General features: G+C 73.0%; 15 protein-coding genes and 1 pseudogene. 6 read left to right on the plus strand and 10 right to left on the minus strand.

From position 1 onward, the window contains the following. Window positions 1–320: 320 nt before the first annotated feature. From ACQCO7_RS18385 to ACQCO7_RS18400, 4 genes are all read right to left on the minus strand, one after another. A complete protein-coding gene (locus ACQCO7_RS18385) occupies window positions 321–800 on the minus strand; it encodes an ATP-binding protein (RefSeq protein ID WP_464072874.1) in 480 nt (159 codons plus the stop codon). Window positions 801–1,258: 458 nt separating this feature from the next. Continuing rightward, window positions 1,259–2,176 (minus strand): acyl-CoA dehydrogenase family protein, encoded by a 918-nt coding sequence (locus ACQCO7_RS18390; RefSeq protein WP_464072875.1) that lies wholly within the window; start codon window positions 2,174–2,176, stop codon window positions 1,259–1,261. A 13-nt stretch (window positions 2,177–2,189) separates the two neighbouring features. Next, the gene (locus ACQCO7_RS18395) at window positions 2,190–3,320 is read right to left on the minus strand and encodes an acyl-CoA dehydrogenase family protein (RefSeq protein ID WP_464072876.1); all 1,131 of its coding nucleotides are present in this window, start codon (window positions 3,318–3,320) and stop codon (window positions 2,190–2,192) included. Between the two features lie 5 nt (window positions 3,321–3,325). Further along, the gene (locus ACQCO7_RS18400; protein ID WP_464072877.1) at window positions 3,326–4,519 is read right to left on the minus strand and encodes an amidohydrolase family protein; all 1,194 of its coding nucleotides are present in this window, start codon (window positions 4,517–4,519) and stop codon (window positions 3,326–3,328) included. 132 nt (window positions 4,520–4,651) lie between these two features. Here ACQCO7_RS18400 and ACQCO7_RS18405 point away from each other — a divergent pair, with 132 nt between their 5' ends. Together ACQCO7_RS18405 and ACQCO7_RS18410 are read left to right on the plus strand one after the other, a co-directional pair. Next, window positions 4,652–6,154, plus strand: coding sequence for a class I adenylate-forming enzyme family protein (locus ACQCO7_RS18405; protein ID WP_464072878.1), 1,503 nt, complete (start codon window positions 4,652–4,654; stop codon window positions 6,152–6,154). Window positions 6,155–6,183: 29 nt separating this feature from the next. After that, a complete protein-coding gene (locus ACQCO7_RS18410) occupies window positions 6,184–6,648 on the plus strand; it encodes a hypothetical protein (RefSeq protein WP_464072879.1) in 465 nt (154 codons plus the stop codon). Window positions 6,649–6,684: 36 nt separating this feature from the next. On the opposite strand, the gene ACQCO7_RS18415 is transcribed toward ACQCO7_RS18410, so the two are convergent. Next, a complete protein-coding gene (locus tag ACQCO7_RS18415) occupies window positions 6,685–7,068 on the minus strand; it encodes an STAS domain-containing protein (protein ID WP_464072880.1) in 384 nt (127 codons plus the stop codon). A 382-nt stretch (window positions 7,069–7,450) separates the two neighbouring features. Here ACQCO7_RS18415 and ACQCO7_RS18420 point away from each other — a divergent pair, with 382 nt between their 5' ends. Together ACQCO7_RS18420 and ACQCO7_RS18425 are read left to right on the plus strand one after the other, a co-directional pair. Beyond that, entirely contained in the window at window positions 7,451–8,038 is a 588-nt protein-coding gene (locus tag ACQCO7_RS18420; RefSeq protein WP_464072881.1) for a sigma-70 family RNA polymerase sigma factor, read from the plus strand. Next, on the plus strand, window positions 8,035–9,384 hold the full coding sequence (locus ACQCO7_RS18425; RefSeq protein WP_464072882.1) for a zf-HC2 domain-containing protein: 1,350 nt from the start codon (window positions 8,035–8,037) through the stop codon (window positions 9,382–9,384). Before ACQCO7_RS18420 ends, ACQCO7_RS18425 begins: the two co-directional genes overlap by 4 nt. 186 nt (window positions 9,385–9,570) lie before the next feature. Here ACQCO7_RS18425 and purU read toward each other — a convergent pair whose 3' ends face one another. Together purU and ACQCO7_RS18435 are read right to left on the minus strand one after the other, a co-directional pair. Beyond that, window positions 9,571–10,452, minus strand: coding sequence for a formyltetrahydrofolate deformylase (gene purU / locus ACQCO7_RS18430; protein ID WP_464072883.1), 882 nt, complete (start codon window positions 10,450–10,452; stop codon window positions 9,571–9,573). Window positions 10,453–10,560: 108 nt separating this feature from the next. Next, window positions 10,561–11,061: an SCO4402 family protein gene (locus ACQCO7_RS18435; RefSeq protein ID WP_464072884.1), complete on the minus strand. Its 501-nt coding sequence runs from the start codon at window positions 11,059–11,061 to the stop codon at window positions 10,561–10,563. A 140-nt stretch (window positions 11,062–11,201) separates the two neighbouring features. On the opposite strand from ACQCO7_RS18435, the gene ACQCO7_RS18440 reads away from it, so the two are divergent. Continuing rightward, on the plus strand, window positions 11,202–12,512 hold the full coding sequence (locus ACQCO7_RS18440; protein WP_464072885.1) for an ABC transporter substrate-binding protein: 1,311 nt from the start codon (window positions 11,202–11,204) through the stop codon (window positions 12,510–12,512). Between the two features lie 3 nt (window positions 12,513–12,515). On the opposite strand, the gene ACQCO7_RS18445 is transcribed toward ACQCO7_RS18440, so the two are convergent. After that, window positions 12,516–14,096, minus strand: a complete 1,581-nt coding sequence (locus ACQCO7_RS18445) for a hypothetical protein (RefSeq protein ID WP_464072886.1) — start codon at window positions 14,094–14,096, stop codon at window positions 12,516–12,518. 160 nt (window positions 14,097–14,256) lie between these two features. Then, the gene (locus ACQCO7_RS18450) at window positions 14,257–15,642 is read right to left on the minus strand and encodes a transcriptional regulator (RefSeq protein WP_464072887.1); all 1,386 of its coding nucleotides are present in this window, start codon (window positions 15,640–15,642) and stop codon (window positions 14,257–14,259) included. Window positions 15,643–16,056: 414 nt separating this feature from the next. Here ACQCO7_RS18450 and ACQCO7_RS18455 point away from each other — a divergent pair, with 414 nt between their 5' ends. Beyond that, a complete protein-coding gene (locus tag ACQCO7_RS18455) occupies window positions 16,057–16,719 on the plus strand; it encodes a bifunctional DNA primase/polymerase (protein ID WP_409116561.1) in 663 nt (220 codons plus the stop codon). A gap of 379 nt (window positions 16,720–17,098) precedes the next feature. Here ACQCO7_RS18455 and ACQCO7_RS18460 read toward each other — a convergent pair. Then, window positions 17,099–17,872, minus strand: a pseudogene (locus ACQCO7_RS18460) (alpha/beta fold hydrolase); the annotation flags it as partial. Window positions 17,873–18,341: the final 469 nt, after the last annotated feature.

The following is an 18,341-nucleotide window of genomic DNA, read 5'->3' on the forward strand; positions in this document are numbered from 1 at the left end:
GCACGCCGCGCCCGCCCCGAGCACGGCACCGCGCACCGCCGTCCGGACTCGGCGCGCCCGCCCTGCGTCCCCTCGCCCCGAGAGGGAACCGACGCCGAATCAACGACCCACACTCGCCGAGGACTTCCGTCACCGAAGCCCTCGCCGTCCCCTCGCGGCGAATCGCTGACCACAAGCGTGATCAAACGGACACGTCACGTCAACACCCTCTCAGGGTTTTGTGGTTGTACGCCCGCTTCGCGCCGGGCGCGCACGGAAGCACGGCCGGGCGCACCGCCGGCCCTCGCCGTGCGGATCAGGCACACGTACGCGCACGCGGGTCACACGGCGCCGTAGGCCAGCCCCTCGAAGATCCCCAGCGCCCGCCCGCACTCCGCCGCGACATGCCCCTGCGCCCGCGCGGGACGGTCGAGTTCGCACCAGATCCGTTTGCCGGTGCCCTCGGCGGCCCACCCCCAGCGGTCGGCGAGCCCGTCGACGAGGGCGAGGCCGCGCCCGCCGGTGGCGTCGTCGGTCGCGCAGCGGGGCACAGGAGCCCTCTCGCTGCCGTCGGCGACCTCCAGGCGCACCGTGGCCGCGCCGGCCGCCTCACCGGGCAGACAGAGGCTCAGGACGGCCGGACGGCCGGTGTGCACGACGGCGTTGGTGACCAGTTCGGAGACGATCAGCGCGAGCGTCTCGGCGAGCGCGTCGTCGTCGGCCAGCGCCGACCCGGCCAGGCGCGCGCACGCCCATCTGCGGGCCCGCCCCACCTCCGCGGGGTCGGGCCGGATCTCCAACTGCGTCTGAAGCACCTGCACCGCTCACACCATCCGAACCGGCGGACACAGCCCCGCGCGCCACGACGGCGACGTGCCCACCATGACGACGAGGGCCACGATCGTAGCCATTTCCCGCGCGCCCCCGGCAACGGCCCGAGGCGTCGTGACAGAACGTGAATCCCTTGCAGAACAGCTTGATCGACGTTCCGTCACCCCGACGAGCGCTTCGGGCATATTCCAGCGTGAAGGAGTACCCGTGCGGCATACTGTGCGACCCCCCTCTGCGGAAGTCGGACAGGCGACACCGGGGCGGCTCACACCCGGAACCACTCGCATCCCCCGAAGGTACCGGAGCGAATCCCCGACTCCACACCGTGACGGGTCACGCGCGGGACACAACCAGGTATCGACACACCGTCATCGCCCGTTGCCACAATCGTCGACATCCGTACGCCGCGCCCCCGCGCGCGGCACCGTCCCCGCAGGCCACGGCGGTGTCAGCCGGCCCCGGAGAGCAGCTCCCGCGCGAGCAGTTCCTCGCTCTCGCACGCCCCTCCCGCCCGCCTCGCCCGCACCCACGCGCGCTTGAGCAACAGATGTACGTCCGCCTCCCAGGTGAACCCCATCCCGCCGAACACCTGGAGGCAGTCCCGCGCGCCCTGTACGGCGGCCTCGTCGGCGAGCACCCGCGCGCACGCGATGTCGACGGCGTCCCCGGTGACCGACGCCGCGTACACCGCCGCGCGCGCGACCTCCACGCGCACCAGCGCCTCGGCGCACAGGTGCTGCACCGCCTGGAACGCGCCGATGGGACGCCCGAACTGCTCGCGCGTACGCGCGTGTCCGACGGCCAGCTCGCACGCGCGCGCGGCGGTGCCGAGCTGTTCGGCGGCGGTGAGGAGAACGGCGACGGGGTCACCCGCGCGCGGGACGGCGACCGGGTCTCCCACGCGCGGAGCGACGCGGTGCAGCGGCGTCAGCGGATCGACCGACCGCATCGCGACAGCCCCCGAACCGCCCACCCCGGCCGCACCCCCCTCCCCGATCACAACGTCCGCCTCCGCCCACCACTCCACGAGCCCCCCGTCGACCATCGCGACGACGGTCTCCCCCTGCGCCGCGCCCGGCACCGCCCCCGCCGCGAGGTGCGTCGCCACCAACGGCCCCGGCAGCAGCGCCCGTCCGGCCTCCTCGAACGCCAGCACCGCCTCCGGCAGCCCGAGTCCGACCCCGCCGTCCGCCTCGGGCAGCCGCAGCGCGAAGAACCCGGCCTCCCCCAGGGACCGCCACAGCGCCCGGTCCAGCACGGGTTTCCCCACGGCGGCCCGCAGTTCGTCGGGCCCGAAGCGCCGGTCGAGCACCTCACGCACGCCCGCGCGCAGGGCACGCTGGTCGTCGGTCAGCCGGAATCTCACAAGTCCCTCCCCGTCAGCGCCCCTTGGGCAGCCCCAGCACCCGTTCCGCCACGATCGTCCGCTGGATCTGCGACGTCCCCGCCGCGATCGTGTACGACAGCGACGACAGCCGCTCCAGCACCCACGGCCGGTCCAGATCCAGCGCCGCGTCGCCCAGCACCTCGGCGGCGGCGTCGTACAGCTCCTGGCGCGCGTGCGAGAAGCGCAGCTTGAAGACCGAGCCCCCCACGCCGGGCACGCCGTTCGCGGTCGCCTCCGAGACGTTCCACTGGACGAGCCGCCACAGCGCCCGCAGCTCGGCGTCCAGGCGGCCCAGACGGCGCCGTAGGGCCGGATCGTCCCAGCGGCCGACCGCCAGGGCCTCGCGGGCGAGTTCGGCCAGCACGCGGCGACAGGCGACCACCTCGCCGGCGAAGGCGGTGCCGCGCTCGAAGGAGAGCGTGACCATCGTGACGCGCCAGCCGTCGTTCTCGCCGCCGACCCGGTTCCCGACCGGCACCGGCACGTCGTCGAGGAACACCTCGGCGAACTCGGCGGACCCGGCGAGCGTGCGCAGCGGCCGTACGGTGATGCCCGGCGCGTCCATCGGCATCGCGAGCCAGGTGATCCCCCGGTGCTTGGGGGCGTCCGGGTCGGTGCGCACGAGGAGTTCGCACCAGTCGGCGACCTCCGCGTGGGACGTCCAGATCTTGGAGCCGGTGACCCGGTAGACGTCGCCGTCGCGCCGCGCGCGCGTGCGCAGGGAGGCGAGGTCGGAGCCGGCGTCCGGTTCGCTGAACCCCTGGCACCAGACCTCCTCGCCGCGCAGGATCGGCTCCAGCCAGCGTTCCCGCTGCTCGGCCGTGCCCTCGGCGGCGATCGTCGGGCCCGCGTGCAGGAGGCCCACGAAGCCCGCGCCCACGTAGGGCGCGCCGGCCCGCTCGGTCTCCTCCAGAAAGATCAGGCGGACCGTCGGGGAGGCGTCCCAGTGCACGTGCGCGTAGCCGGCGTCGTACAGCCTGCGCTGCCAGCCGAGGTCGTACGCGCGCCGCGCGGGCCAGTCGTCCGGCGACGGCTTCGGCGGCAGCAGGGGCAGCGTTTCCGTCAGCCACGCGCGCAGGCGCGCGCGGAACTCCTCCTCCTCGGGCGTGTACGCCAGGTCCATGCGCGCTACTTGTCGAGGTCCAGGTCGAGCATGCGGATCGCGTTGCCGCGCATCAGCTTGTAGGTCGTCTCCTCGTCGAGCCCCTCGACGTGCTCCAGGGCGATCTGTTTGGTGTGCGGGAACGTCGAGTCGACGTGCGGGTAGTCCGTCTCGAAGGTGGCGTTGTCGCGGCCGACGACGTCGATGGAGGCGACGCCGTGCCTGTCGCGGAAGAAGCAGCAGAAGATCTGCCGGTAGTAGTACGTCGACGGCGGTTCGGGGACCAGGTCGCGGACGCCGCCCCACGCGCGGTGTTCCTCCCAGACGTCGTCGGCGCGCTCCAGGGCGTACGGGATCCAGCCCATCTGCCCCTCGGAGTAGGCGAGTTTGAGGCGCGGGAAGCGCACCAGGACACCGCTGAAGAGGAAGTCCATCATCGACGCCATGGCGTTGTTGAACGACAGGGCCGCCTGGACGGCCGGCGGCGCGTCGGGGGAGGCGGCGGGCATCTGGGAGGACGAGCCGATGTGCATGTTGACGACCGTCCCGGTGTCCTGGCAGGCCGCGAAGAAGGGGTCCCAGTAGCCGGAGTGGATGGACGGCAGGCCGAGGTGGGTGGGGATCTCGGAGAACGTCACGGCGCGCACCCCGCGCGCGGCGTTGCGCCGGATCTCCTCGACGGCGAGGCCGACGTCCCACAGGGGGATCAGGCAGAGCGGGATGAGCCGTCCGCCGCTGGAGCCGCACCACTCCTCGACCATCCAGTCGTTGTAGGCGCGCACGCACGCGAGGGCGACGTCCTTGTCCTGCGCCTCCGCGAAGGTCTGCCCGCAGAAGCGCGGGAAGGACGGGAAGCACAGGCTCGCCTCGACGTGGTTGAGGTCCATGTCCTTGAGCCGCTCGACCGGGTCGTAGCAGCCGGGGCGCATCTCCGCGCGCGTGATGCCCTCCAGGGTCATGTCGTCGCGGTCGAAGCCGACGGCGGCGATGACGCGCTTGTAGGGGAACTTGAGGCCCTCGTAGATCCACCAGTCGGCGGGCGGCCCGTCCGGGTCCATCGTGATCTGGTACTTGCCGCCGATGTAGGCCAGTTCGCCGATCCCGGCGGTCAGCGGCTTCGGCCCGTGCTCCCGGTACTTCGCCGGCAGCCAGGTCTCGAAGAGGTGCGCCGGCTCGATCACGTGGTCGTCGACGCTGACGATGCGCGGCAGCTCGCCCATGAGGCCCCCACTCCCGATATCTGATGGACCGTCAGATCCTGTCGTCACGCGCAGACTAGCCCCGCACCCCTGGACCGACAAGGCGCACGCTCCTACGATCTGACGACCCGTCAGAGAAGCAGGGGGCCCGAAGTGACCGACACCGCGCACGCGCTGAGCTCCGCCCGCACCCTCTGGGAACTCCTCGACCGCCGCGCCGCCCTCACCCCCGACCGCCCGGTGCTCCTCCAGGACGACCGCGCGCTGACGTTCGGCGAACTGCGCGACGGCGCCGAGCGCACGGCGGCCGGCCTGTACGGCATGGGGGTGCGCCCCGGCACGGTCGTCGCCTGGCAGCTCCCCACCCGGATCGAGACGGCCGTCCTGTCCTTCGCGCTCGCGCGCCTGGGCGCCGTCCAGAGCCCCGTGATCCCGTTCTACCGGGACCGCGAGGTCGGCTTCGCGCTGCGGGAGTCCAGGGCCGAGTTCTTCGCCGTGCCGGGCGTCTGGCGGGACTTCGACCACACCGGCCTGGCGCGGCGGCTCGGCGCGAAGGGGATCTTCGAGGCGTACGACCGGCTGCCCACCGGCGACCCGGCCGTTCTGCCCGCTCCACCCAGCGACGGTTACTCCGTTCGGTGGATCTACTGGACCTCGGGAACGACCTCGGACCCCAAGGGAGTTCTCCACACAGACCGCTCGCTCATCGCCGGGGGTGCCTGCCTCGCCCACGCACTGCGCCTGTCGGAGACGGACGTGGGGTCGATGGCCTTCCCGTACGCCCACATCGGGGGGCCGGACTACATGGTGATGCTGCTGCTCTACGGCTTCCCGGCGGTGATGTTCGAGCGGTTCGCCCTCCCCGAGGCGCTCGGAGAGTTCCGGCGGCACGGCGTGACGGTGGCGGGCGGGTCGACGGCGTTCTACTCGATGTTCCTCGCGGAGCAGCGCAAGCGGCCGGGGACGAAGGTGATCCCGACGCTGAGGCTCCTCGCGGGCGGCGGAGCGCCGAAGCCGCCGGAGGTGTACCACGCGGTGGTACGGGAGCTGGAGGTGCAGCTGACGCACGGATACGGCATGACCGAGGTACCGATGATCACGATGGGCTCGCCGGACGACACCCCGGAGAACCTGGCGACGACAGAAGGGAGACCGCCGGAAGGGATGGAGATACGCATCGTCGACGGCGAGGTGCGGCTGCGCGGCGAGGCCGTCTGCCAGGGGTACCTGGACCCCGACCAGACCGCCGGGGCGTTCGACGCGGACGGGTTCCTGCGCACCGGCGACCTCGGGTACGTCACCCCGACCGGGCACCTGGTCCTCACCGGCCGGCTGAAGGACGTCATCATCCGCAAGGGCGAGAACGTCTCCGCGAAGGAGATCGAGGACCTCCTCGCCGCGCACCCCGGCATCGGGGAGGCCGCGGTGGTGGGGCTGCCGGACGCGGAGCGCGGGGAGCTGGTGTGCGCGGTGGTGGAACCGGTGGACGGGCAGGGCGAGTTGAGCCTGGCGGGCGTCGTCGCCCACCTCCGCGAGCAGGGGCTCTCGCCGCACAAGCTGCCGGAGCGGCTGGAGGTGGTCGAGGCGCTGCCGCGCAACGAGACGCTGCGCAAGGTGCTCAAGTACAAGCTGCGGGAGCGGTATTCGGAGGGCTGAGCAGAAGGTGGTGTGATCAACTGTCCGGCGTGGAGACGTTGGCGGCGAGTCTCGTGGCGGTGCTGGGGACCCTGCTCGGCGCGGGGGTCACCCACCGGTTCCAGGTGCGGGCGGCCGAGCGGGCGGAGCGCTTCGCGCGCGCCGAGCGGCTGCGGCAGGAGCGGATGGCCGCGTACTCCGCGTACGCGGGCGCGCTGGTCGCCTACCGGCGGGTGCTGCTGGACCGGTGGTTCCGGCTGCACGAGGACAACGAGCCGGAGGAGTCGCGCCGGGCCCGCCTGGAGGGGTACGCGCTGCGGACGACGGTCCAGGAGGCGCTGTTCCGTGTCCAGCTGCTCACGTCGGACGAGGCGCTGGTCGCGCGGGCGCGCGAGGCGCTGGAGCTGACCGACCAGCTGCACAGGGCCCCCGACCGGGCCGAACTGGAGACACGCCGCGACATCACGCGCGCGGCGGTGACGGCCTTCGTGACCGAGGCCGGGCGGACGCTGTGACGCCGGAGGGCGCCGAGGTGCCGTAGCGGCGATCGGCTACGCCGACACCTGGCTCGGCTGTTCCTCCTCCGCCGTCGCCTCGTCGAGGCTCGCGTACACGTCGAACAGCCGCCGCACGCCGAGCGCGCCGAAGACCTTGTTGACGTGCGCGTCCTGGCCGCCGCCCGCCGGGAGGACGAGGCGCAGCCGGCCCCCGCAGGAGCGCAGGAGGCGGCGGGCGGCGATGAGGACGCCGACGCCGCTGGAGTCGCAGAACCGGACGCCGGAGAGGTCGAGGACGAGGAGGTGACGGCCCTCGGCCACCTCGTCGTGGACCCGTCGGCGCAGGCTGGTCGAGGTGACCAGGTCCAGTTCGCCCGCCACATGGAGCACGGCCCAGCGGCCCCGCTCCTCACCGGTCACTTTGATCGCCACCACCACGCCCTTCGCTCGCCGGTCCGGAAACGGACGTCCCCCGGAAGCGGTCCCTTCGCTTCCCCTCGTTTCCTTGCAGCGCGGCTGCCCACCGGCCGTTCCCCGAAACACCGGGCGGGAAACGGACACCGAACGAAGGAGGCTGGTTCCCGTCGGGTCATGTCCGGGCACCACCGGTGCACGATCAGTGCACGATCGGTCGGAAAATGATCCGTTTCGATCATGGCTTGATCGCGCCGGAACGGGGTAGGCGGCGCACAAGGCGGACAGAAGAGCCCCTTTATCACCCCATGACGGGTCCGGGGAGCACAATGCGACAAACGAGCGTGCGATGTCAGAGGGGACGACTACATTCGAGGTGACGGCAGAAACGGGTGGAGGGGGCCGCATGGCGAAGAAGGACGCACTGCCCCGCTGGGACCGCAAGATGCAGCAGCGGCTGGCGCGCGGCGAGGCGGCGGCGCTCGGCGAGCTGTACGACCGATTCGCTTCGCTCGTGCACGGCCTCGCCCACCGCGTGCTCGGGGACGAGCGCGGAGCCGACCGCATCACGCGCGAGGTGTTCACACACGTGTGGCAGCACCCCGACGCGTACGACCCCAAGCAGGGCCCCCTGCGCACCTGGATCGCCGCCCTCACCCACCGCCTCGCCGTCCAGCACCTGCGCGACACCGGCGCCGCCGACCTCGCGCACGGCGCCTCCGGCTCCCCCGAGGACCTCGAACACCGCGTCCGGCACGCCTCGGTCGCCGCCCGCGCCGACTACATCGTCCAGTCCATGCCGACGCCCCTGCGCAGCGCGCTCGAACTCGCCTACTTCCAGCGCCGCGACTACCGCCAGACCGCCGCCGACCTCGGCGTCACCGAGGACGAGGCGCGCCGCCGGCTCCGCCTCGGCCTCCAGCTGCTGTCCACGGCCCACGACAGCGCGGCACCCGGCGCACCACCCGGCCCCGGCTACGGGGGTGCGGCATGACCAACGCCGACCGGCACGCCGAGGACCCCTTCGACCCGGACGGGTACGGCACCCCAGGCGTTCCCAAAACGCCCGGCACCCCAGGCCCTCCCGGCAGCCCGGGAACCCCCGGCGCCCCGGACCCCGGCCGGCCCTCGCCCCGGATACCGCTGCCGCGCGCCGCCGCCGAGGACGACGCGGCGTACCCCGCCGTACGACAGGAAGGCGGGGGCGTCCCCGCACCGCCGACACCCCCTCTGGAGCACCCGGTGCTCAAGTCACTGCTCGGCGCGTGGGCGCTGGCGGCGTGCTCCGCGGAGGAGTCCGAGGCCGTCGAGGAACACCTCGGCGGGTGCGGGGCCTGCGCCGACGAGGCGCGGCGGCTGCGCGAGGCCGTCGGGCTGCTCCAGCGGCCCGAGCCGCTCGACCTCGACCCCGGGCTGCGTACGCGGGTCCTCGCGAGCTGTCTCGAACGGCGTCCGCCGCGCATCCCCGTGCCGGAGTGGGCCCTGCCGTACGACGCGGAGGCCGCCCGGCTCGACGCGCTGCTCCAGGACTTCGGGGACTCCGAGTGGCACGCGCCCGTACGGCTGCGGTGGTTCACCGGGGAGCGGCAGGAGAACCGGCGCACCACCGTCGCCGGGGTCATCGCGCACCTCCACGCGGTCGACGGGCTCGTCGCCGTCGCGCTCGGGCTCGACGATCCGCTGCGCGGGGGTGCGGACGAAATGGGGTGCGGGCCCGTCGCCCGGACCGAGTTCTCCTGGCGCAGCTCCCGGTTCCCGCACACCCGTACCGTGCGCGCGCCCTGGCGGGCCCAGGCCCACGACATCGTGCGGACCGCGTCCTTCACGGGCGGCTCCGCCGGGGGGCTCGGGGTGTCCTACGGCGACTTCGAACTGCCCCTGCGGGACGCACTGCTGGACCGGGCCTTCGAGTGCTGGGTCCACGCGGACGACATCGCGCAGGCAGTGGACTATCCGTACGATCCGCCCGCGCCGCGTCATCTGCGCGCGATGATCGAGCTGGCCGCGCGGATGCTGCCCGCCGCGCTGGCCGAGCGGCGCCTTGCCGGGCTCGCGTCTCCGGGGCGTACGCGTCACCTCGTCCCCGCGGGGCACCCCGGGCGCAGCCTCCGGCTGGAGATCGAGGGGCTCGGTGGGGGCGAGTGGTTCATCCCGCTCGACTCGCCCGCGGCCGTCGGGTCCGCCGAGTACGAGGTCGCGCACATCGCTCTCGACGGGGTCGAGTTCTGTCAGCTCGCCGCCGGGCACATCGCACCGGACGACGCGGCTGCGGGCCAGGTCGGGGACCGGGAGGCGATCAGGGATGTGCTGTTCGCGGCGGCGGCGTTGAGCCGAATGTAGGGGGCGGGAAGTCGGCGACTGCGGGTTGTGTGTGGTTGCTCGCGCCCACGCGGCGGAGCCGCATGTCGAACACAGCCCCGCGCCCTAAAAACCGCAGGTGCCAGCCGGTCTTCCAGGGGCGCGGGGAACTGCCCGAACGGCCACGCCGTACCCGCGCCCGCCTACCCGCCAGCACCACCCCGGCTGCTACGCGAACACCACCGTGCGGCGGCCGTTCAAGAGGATCCTGCGTTCCGCGTGCCACTTCACCGCTCGCGCCAGCGCCTGGCACTCCACGTCGCGGCCGATCGCCACCAGCTGGTCCGGCGTGACGTCGTGGCCCACCCGTTCGACCTCCTGCTCGATGATCGGGCCCTCGTCGAGGTCGGCCGTCACATAGTGCGCCGTCGCGCCGATCAGCTTCACGCCCCGCGTATGCGCCTGGTGGTACGGCTTCGCGCCCTTGAAGCTGGGGAGGAACGAGTGGTGGATGTTGATGATCCGGCCGCTGAGCTGCTTGCACAGGTCGTCCGAGAGGACCTGCATGTAGCGGGCGAGGACCACCAGCTCGACGTTCTCCTCGCGGACGATCTCCAGGAGGCGGGCCTCCGCGTCGGACTTCGTGTCCTTCGTCACCGGGATGTGGTGGAAGGGGATGCCGTACGAGCCGACCAGTTCCGCGAAGTCCGTGTGGTTGGAGACGACCGCGGCGATGTCGACCGGCAGTGCGCCGGTGCGCGCGCGGAACAGCAGGTCGTTCAGGCAGTGGCCGAACTTGCTGACCATGAGGACGACGCGGGTGCGTTCGTCGGCGCGGTTGATCTGCCAGTCCATGTGGAACGAGTCGCCGATCGCGGCGAAGCTGGCGCGCAGCTTGTCGGTGGTGACGGGTTCCTCCGCGGAGAAATGGACGCGCATGAAGAACAGGCCCGTGTCGTGGTCGCCGAACTGCTGGCTGTCCTCGATGTTGCACCCGGTCATGAACAGGTAGCTGGACACGGCGTGCACGATGCCGGCCTTGTCGGGGCAGGAGAGGGTGAGGATGTACTGCTGGGCCGGGGCGGCGGCGGGGCTGGACTGCGCGTTCATGTCGGACAGGGTCCCATACGTACGCCAGGGACCTCGGGGGGTTCCAGTGGGTGGGCGGGTGCGGGCCGGCCACAGCGGACCCGCACCCGCCCACCCACCACAGACCCCCTAAACCGCCCGCGTAACCATCCGCAGCACCTCCAGCGTCTGCGGCGGCACCTCCGGGTCCTCCCCGTCCGCCACAGCCATCCGCACATGCGCGTCCCGCGCCGCCCGCACCGCCTCCCCCCACCCCGCGTGATCGAGGTACGCGGAGACCGGCGCGTCCGGCCCCACCTGGTGCATGATCCGCAGCACCCGCAGGACGGCCGTGTCGACGAGCGCCGCCTCCTGGGAGTCCCGGAAGATCGTGCCCACGTATTTCTCGGCCGACCAGTTGTCGAGCCAGGTGTCCTCGACGAGGCGGTACACGGCGTCGGTGACGTCGCCGTACCCCTCGGCGCCGGCGAGCCAGACGCCCCGCTGGAAACCGGGATCGGAGAGCATGTGCAGCGCGGAACGCACATTGCTGCGCCAGCGCCACCACGGCATGTCGTTGAGTGGCATGACGCCCATGGTGGATGAGCGACGGCCCCGACGGGAAGGGTTCTCCGGTCCTTGCAAGGTCATGGATCCTATGATCGCCGACACCCCGTACGGCCCCGCCTGCCACCCCCGCCCCTCAGCCCGCGCGCAATTCACCTCCGCGTCACCTCACGTTGACCGCGAGTGACTCCCGAGTTGGGGATGTGACGGAAGCGTGTGTGTCCATGACCGGCAGGCGACGCACGCGCAGCACCTTCCTCCCCAGGACCGGCCGCTTCACCAGGTCTGTCAGAGCCAGCACGGCGACTCTGGTGGCCGGCGCGTCGCTCGTCGCCGGCTGCGGGGCCATCCCCGGTACCACGGGGGGTGCCGGGGACGACCCCGTCGTGGTGATGACGTGGGCCCCGCAGGACACCGGCGCGACGAACAAGCCGGGGATGCCGGCCTTCGCGCAGGCGTACGCGCGCTGGGTGAACGACAACGGCGGTCTGGGCGGCCGTGACCTCAAGATCCTGACCTGCAACGACCACAACGACACGGTGGGCGCGGCGCAGTGCGCGCGGCAGGCGGTCAAGGAGGGCGCGGTCGCGGTCGTCGGCTCGTACAGCCAGTACTCCAAGTCGTTCTTCCCGCCGCTGGAGGGCGCGGGCGTCCCGTACATAGGCGGCTACGGCGTCACCGAGAACGAGTTCACGAGCCCCCTGTCGTACCCGGTGAACGGCGGCCAGCCGGCCCTGCTCGCGGGGCTCGGCGAGGAACTCGCGAGGACCTGCGGCCGGATCGCGCTGGTACGGCCGGACACGATCGCGGGCGACCCGCAGCCGGTGATGCTGGACGCGGGCCTGGAGACGGGCGGCCACGCCGCGGCGGACGACCAGCGGGCCGCCGAGGACGCGACCGAGTACGGTACGGCGGCCGAGGCCGCGCTGAAGGAGGCGACCCGCGGGTCGGCGGCGAAGAAGGGGTGCGTCGTCCCGGCGCTCGGTGACCGGACGAGCATCTTCATGGACTCCTTCCGCCGGGTCCGCGACGAGTACCCCGAGGTGCGGACGGCGTCCGTGCTCGGCAGCGTCGACCAGACGGAGATCGACTCGACGGGCGGCGCGAGCAGTCCGTACGAGGGGGCGTACGTCACCGGCTGGTACCCCGTCGCGAGCGACCGGCGGTGGGACGGGATGAAGAAGGTCATCAAGGAGGAGGCGTTCTCCGACACGCGGATCGACGCGCAGGACACGGGAGTGCAGACGACGTACCTCGCGTTCACGGTCCTCAAACAGGCCGTCGAGTCCCTCAAGGGTGAAGATGTGACGGCCAGTTCACTGCGGGGCGCTCTCGACGACGGCCTGAAGGTCAACACCGGCGGCCTCACTCCCACCCTCAGCTGGGAGTTCTCCGGACGCCTCGGGTCGGTCGGCTTCCCCCGGATGGTCAACTCGGCCGTGACGCTCCAAGTGGTCCGCCAGGGACGGCTGGTGGCCGCCCGCGGCGACTTCGTGGACGTGACGAAGTCGCTCCAGGCGGCGAGCCTGCGGTGACCCTCAGAGCTGCGTCGGCTGCCGCTCCGTCAGCCCGTACTTCTTCGCGATGACGTTCCACAGCGCCGCCGCCTTCGCCTTCTGCTGCGTCGCCGTGCCGCTCTCCTTGTTCCCGGCCGCCGTCTCGGACGTCGTACGGGCCTGGCCCTTGCGGCAGCCCTTCTTGTCGCCGGCGACCTGGTCGGCCCAGGCGGCGTAGTGGTCGTCGGCGGCGGCGGAGGCGTGCCACGCCTTCGTGAGGGCCTCGGTGAGGGCCGTGTGGTCGGGGAGCTTGTCGACGGACAGGGCGGACAGCCTGGTCACCAGGTCGTTGCGCTGCCCGGCGGCGTCGCGCAGGTCGGCGGCGGCCTTGCCCAGGTTGTCGCACGCCTTGACGTCCGCGACCGCGCCGATCACCGTCGCGCGGCTGCTGCCGCTGTCCGCGAGCAGCTTGTCCAGCGCGGCGGCCTGCGCCTCGGCGCCGTCCCCCGCCTTCGTGCCGGTGCCCCCGCTCGGGTCGGCGGACGCGGCGACGTTCGTGCTGTTCGCCTTGTCGTCGTTGCCGCCGCTGCCCATCAGGGCCCCGGCGCCTATCCCGACGGCCGCGAGCGCGACGCCCGCCGCGACGATCAACGGCACCTTGGAGCGGCTGCGGCCACCCCGGCCGCGCGCGTCGTCGTCGTAGTCGTACGAGGGCTGCTGGGCGTACGGCGCGGGGGCGGGCTGTCGGCCGTACGGGGCCTGCTGCGGCGGACGGCCGTACCCCTGCTGGGGCTGTCCGTAACCCTGCTGCGGCGGGATTCCCCCGGACGTGGCCGCACCGGGCTCGTCGCGGAACAGGTTCTCGAACCCGGCGGGGGCGCCGCCGCCGGCGGGCACGGGCGGGATGATCTGGGTGGCCTCGGAGCCGCCGGGGGACGGCATCGCGCCCGGGTAGCCGCCCATCTCCGGAGGCAGCGCGCCCGGGGTGACCGGCGGGAGGACCTGCGTCGCGCCCTCCTCGACGGCCGGGACGGGCGGGAGGTACTGCGTCGCGCCGTCCGGGGAGTACGCCGGGTTCGGCCCGTCGACGACCGGCGGCAGGTACTGCGTGGCGCCCTCGGAGCCGTGGAATGCGGGGGCCTGGCCGGGGAATCCACCGGCGTCCGGGTACTGGCCCGGGAATCCGCCCATGTTCTGTGCCTGGCCCGGGTAGCCGCCGTCCGTCACCGGCGGGATGTACTGCGTCGCCCCCTCGTCCATCGGCGGCAGCGGCGTGCTCTGGCCGTAGGCGGCGGGCGGCTCGTACGGCTGCTGGTAGGGGGCCTGCTGGTCGTACGAGAGGGCCGGCGCCCCCTGTCCGTACGTCACCGGCGAGTCGCCGCCCTCGGGGGGCAGCGGCCAGCTCTGCGTGGACGGGTGGGACGGCTGGGCCGGGGGCGGTGTCCAGCCCTGGCCGGCGACCGGCGCGGCGGGGTCCGGCTGGGGGTCGTACCGGGGAGGCGGAGGGAGTGCCGCCGCGCCCGTCATGCCCGGCAGCAGCGGCTCACCGCCGTCGGAGGGCAGCACGATGCCTTCGCGCGCGGGCCGCGCCGAGGGCTCCTCGCCCTGTCCACTCTGCGTCACGGGACTCCTCCGAACGGGGGACTACACGACAGTCGTCGGCTCACGCTACCGGGTCCCCGGAATCCCGTACCACACAGCTCAGGCCGTGACCTGCGGTGCTGTGACGTCACTAACAGCGCCGACCGCCGTACTCGTGGGTACGGCGGTCCGGTGTGCGTGCTCAGGCCGCCGTCTGGAGGCCGAGGCGGGCCCCGAACTCCCGGACGACGGGCTCGTCCCGGTAGGGCTCCAGGCGGTGCTGGAGGTCGTCGAGGTACTCCGCGCCCCGGTTGGAGCGGAGGGTCTCCAGGAGGTCGACCGCCTTGAGGCCGGTGTGGCATGCCTGCTCGATCTCGCGCTGCTGGACCTGCGCGGTGGCGAGCAGGACGTATCCGATGGCGCGGCGGCGCGCGCGCGTGGGCGGGTGGCCGGCGAGGGACTGTTCGGCGCAGCGGGCGGCGGCCTCCGCCTGGCCGAGGTCGCGGTGGCAGTGGGCGAGTTCGTCGGCGAGGTACGCCTCGTCGAAGTGGGCGATCCAGGGCGGGTCGTCCCCGGTGTCGGTGCCGGCGGCCTCCAGCGCGGACAGCGCGCGGGAGGACGACAGCTGGGCGGCGCGTGCGTCGCCGAGGAGGGCGTGGCCACGGGCCTCGGCGGCGTGGAACATCGACTCCGCGCGCGGGGTGACGCGCCCGCGCGTGCCCTCCTGCGCGGCGCGCGCCAGCTGGGCGATCTCGCGCGGGTTCCCGAGCTGGGCCGCGAGGTGGCTCATGGACGCGGCGAGGACGTACCCGCCGTAGCCTCTGTCCCCCGCCGCCTGCGCGAGCCGCAGGGACTGGATGTAGTACCGCTGCGCGAGGCCCGGCTGGCCCGTGTCGACGGCCATGTACCCCGCCAGCTCGGTCAGTCGGGCGACGGCCGCGAACAAGTCCCGCCCCACCGCCTCCCGGTAGGAGCCGGCGAGCAGTCCGGAGACGACGCTGTTGAGGTAGTGGACGACGACGGGGCGCACGTGCCCGCTGCCGTACTGGTGGTCGAGGTCGACGAGGGCTTGCGTCATCGCGCGGACGGCGGAGACGTCGGACTGGCCCACGCGCGGGCCCGCCGAGCGCGCGACCTGCGCGTCCGGCGCGGAGATCAGCCAGTCGCGGCTGGGCTCGACGAGCGCCGACGCGGCGACCGAGGAGCCGGAGAGGAAGTCGCGGCGGCCCACGTCGCTGCGCCACAGCTCGCAGACCTGCTCGATCGCGCCGAGGACCGTCGGGGAGAACTGGAGGCCGACGCCCGAGGCGAGGTTCTTGCCGTTGGCCATGCCGATCTCGTCGATCGTGACCGTACGGCCGAGTTTGCGGCCCAGCGCCTCGGCGATGATCGCCGGTGCGCGGCCCCGCGGTTGCTGTCCGCGCAGCCAGCGGGCCACGGACGTCTTGTCGTAGCGCAGGTCGAGGCCGTGCTCCGCCCCGCACATGTTGACCCGGCGGGCGAGCCCGGCGTTCGAGCATCCCGCCTCCTGGATGAGCGCCTGCAACCGTTCGTTCGGCTGCCGCGCGACAAGCGGCCTTGCGGCCATGGCGTAACCCCCTGTGGCTGCGGTGCCTGCCACGCACCGAGTTGACGTGTCTTCCACCGGTCGGCTCCGGGTTGGTCGTCCTCGGGTCCGGCTGTTCGGGATCCGGACCCGCTAACCGAAAAAATCCGGCCGTGAAGATCAGTGCCCCGCCTGCCTGACGAAAATGCGGGACTTGCGAGGATTGCCGGGGTATCGGGCGGAGCGCTGCCCTGGACGTGACTCCCCGTTCCCCCCGGTTTGTGCCTACCCGTTCCGCGGCGCTTTCCTGCCACGCGCCCCCGGGCGTGCACCCATGCGCCCCGAAGGCCGAACCGGTGCTCTCCCCCGCGCACTTGAACATCCGTCAGAGCCGTCCGGGAGCCCGCTTCCGCCCAAGCTCTCGGGCACGCGTAACCCCTCGTGACCGCTAGAGTTGTGCTCACCGTGGAAGAGACCATTGCCGGCGTCGCCGAAGCCACCCAAATCCCGAAGCAGCGCGGGGAAACGCTGCTGGAAACCGCCGTCCGCTATGCCGAGGAGCGCCATTGGGACGTGTTCTCCGGCACCTGGCTGGAAGCCGTCGACGGAGTGCAGCGCTGCTCCTGCGGTGACACCAAGTGTGCCGCGCCCGGCGCACATCCCGTGCGCCCCGACTGGGCGTCCCAGGCGACGGGGAGTGCGACCGTCGCCCGCAGGATGTGGCAGAAACAGCCCTCCGCGTCCATCCTGCTGCCGACCGGGCGCACCTTCGACGCGATCTCCGTGCCCGAGACCGCGGGGTTCCTCGCGCTCGCGCGGATGGAGCGGATGGAGCTGACGCTGGGGCCCGTGACCCTCTCGCCCGACGGACGTATGCAGTTCTTCGTCCTTCCCGGGGCCTCGGTCAAGGTTCCCGACCTGCTGCGGCGCATCGGCTGGTCGGTCGGCGCGCTCGACCTCGACGTCCTCGGGGAGGGTTCGTACGTCGCCGCTCCGCCGACCCGTCACGGTTCCCGCGCCGTCCAGTGGGCCTGCCGTCCCACCGCCGCGAACCGCTGGCTCCCCGACGCGGAGGAGCTGATCTCACCGCTGGCCTACGCGTGCGGCCGGGACCGGTAACTCCGGTCCGCCTGAAGGGCGTTCATTCATACTGGCCGGGCCCGCCGGTCCGGGGGGCATGCCGCGGATGCGGTGCCTGGGGGTGGGGCCCGGCCGAGGGGTGTCCGGGGGGTGTTCCGCGCGGGTGCCGGGTACGCCGGGTGGGGTGTGCGTGTCGGCGGGGATCTGTACGGCCGCTGGGCGGCACGGGGGCGGTGGGGATCGTGCGTCCGCTGGGCGGCACGGGTGGGCTGGGTGCGGGATCTGGGTACGGGTGGTCTGGGCATGGGTTATCTGGGCCCCCTCTTGGCGCGGGCTCGGTGAGCGTCAGCGCCCCTGTCTCAGCCCGTGCCGTCGCTTCGGCCCCACCGCGCCCGAGCCCCTTCCCGACGGTCACCCCTCACTCCGCGAACGCCCCCTCCAGGAACGGTTCGATCGCCGCTCGCCATGCCTCCGGCTGGTCGTAGTGGACGAGGTGGCCGGCGTCGGAGACCTCCGCGTACTGGCCCCGGGGGAGGACGCGGACCATCTCCTGGGCCTCGGCGCGGCCCAGTTCGCCGTCCAGGCCGCGGACCACCAGGGACGGGCACTGGACCTGCGCGAGTTCCTCCCAGTGCGCGTCGTACACCCACGTCTCCCGGGACTTGAGCATCTGCTCGGGCTCGAAGACGGGCCGCCAGCCGTCCGCGGACTCGTGCATGACCTCCGCGTAGAACGCCCCGCGCGCGGGGTTGGGCCGCTCGACCCAGGGGTCGTCCTCGCCGAACCACTTGCGGACGTCCGCGAGCGTCGCGAACGGCACCGGCCAGGACCTGAACCAGTCCGCCCACTCCCGCTGGGACGCCGCCCCCAGCGCGGACGCCCGCATGTCACAGACGATCAGCCCCCGCACGAGATCGGGCCGCTTCGCGGCGAGCTGCCATCCGGTGAGCGCTCCCATCGCGTGCCCGATGAGTACGGCGGGCCCGAGCCCGAGCTGCTCCAGCGCCGCCTCGGCGTCCTCGACGTACGCCTCACGCGTGTACGCGGCCTGCGGGGGCTTCTCGCTCTGCCCGTGGCCCCGTTGGTCCAGCGCCACCGCGCGATGCCGCTCGGAGAGCCAGCGGGCGGTGGACGCCCAGTGCGAGGCGCGGCCCATGAGGCCGTGGAGTAAGAGGACGCCGGGCGCGGAGTCGCTGGCGGGGCTGGCGGGGCTGGCGGGGCTGGCGGGGCTGGCGGGGCTGGCGGGGCTGGCGGGGCTGGCGGGGCTGGCGGGGCTGGCGGAGGTACGGTCACCGGCCTGGGGCGCGCCGCGCGGATGGGCGTCGCGCTCACGGCCACCGTCCTGGAGTGCTCCGCCTGGATGGGCGCCACCCTCACGGCCACGGCCCTCGAAGCCGCCGCTTTCAGGGCCTCGCCCCTCGTGAGCACCGCCCCGGGGCGCGCCGCCCCGATGAGGGCCCGCCTCCGGTCCGCCGGCCGCGAAGCCGTCCGCCTCGAAGCCGTCCGCTTCGCGAGAACCACTCGAAAGAGCGCCCCGCGTGGAGCCGTCCCCCGGGCGGCCCTCGCCCGGCGCACCCGCGCCCGGCGGTGTTCCCCGTCCGCTGCCGGCAGGACCCGGCACCCTCCCGGCCCCCTCCCGCGCCCCCGGCTGGTCCGGAATC

The organism is Streptomyces saintjeani (assembly GCF_055409605.1).

What these genes read in the sequence shown, in the direction of transcription:
- ACQCO7_RS18395 (WP_464072876.1), bottom strand. Translation starts at nt 3,320, where the DNA reads ATGGACCTGGCGTACACGCCCGAGGAGGAGGAGTTCCGCGCGCGCCTG.
- ACQCO7_RS18400 (WP_464072877.1), bottom strand. Translation starts at nt 4,519, where the DNA reads ATGGGCGAGCTGCCGCGCATCGTCAGCGTCGACGACCACGTGATCGAG.
- ACQCO7_RS18420 (WP_464072881.1), top strand. Translation starts at nt 7,451, where the DNA reads ATGGCGAAGAAGGACGCACTGCCCCGCTGGGACCGCAAGATGCAGCAG.
- ACQCO7_RS18425 (WP_464072882.1), top strand. Translation starts at nt 8,035, where the DNA reads ATGACCAACGCCGACCGGCACGCCGAGGACCCCTTCGACCCGGACGGG.
- purU (WP_464072883.1), bottom strand. Translation starts at nt 10,452, where the DNA reads ATGAACGCGCAGTCCAGCCCCGCCGCCGCCCCGGCCCAGCAGTACATC.
- ACQCO7_RS18435 (WP_464072884.1), bottom strand. Translation starts at nt 11,061, where the DNA reads ATGACCTTGCAAGGACCGGAGAACCCTTCCCGTCGGGGCCGTCGCTCA.
- ACQCO7_RS18440 (WP_464072885.1), top strand. Translation starts at nt 11,202, where the DNA reads ATGACCGGCAGGCGACGCACGCGCAGCACCTTCCTCCCCAGGACCGGC.
- ACQCO7_RS18450 (WP_464072887.1), bottom strand. Translation starts at nt 15,642, where the DNA reads ATGGCCGCAAGGCCGCTTGTCGCGCGGCAGCCGAACGAACGGTTGCAG.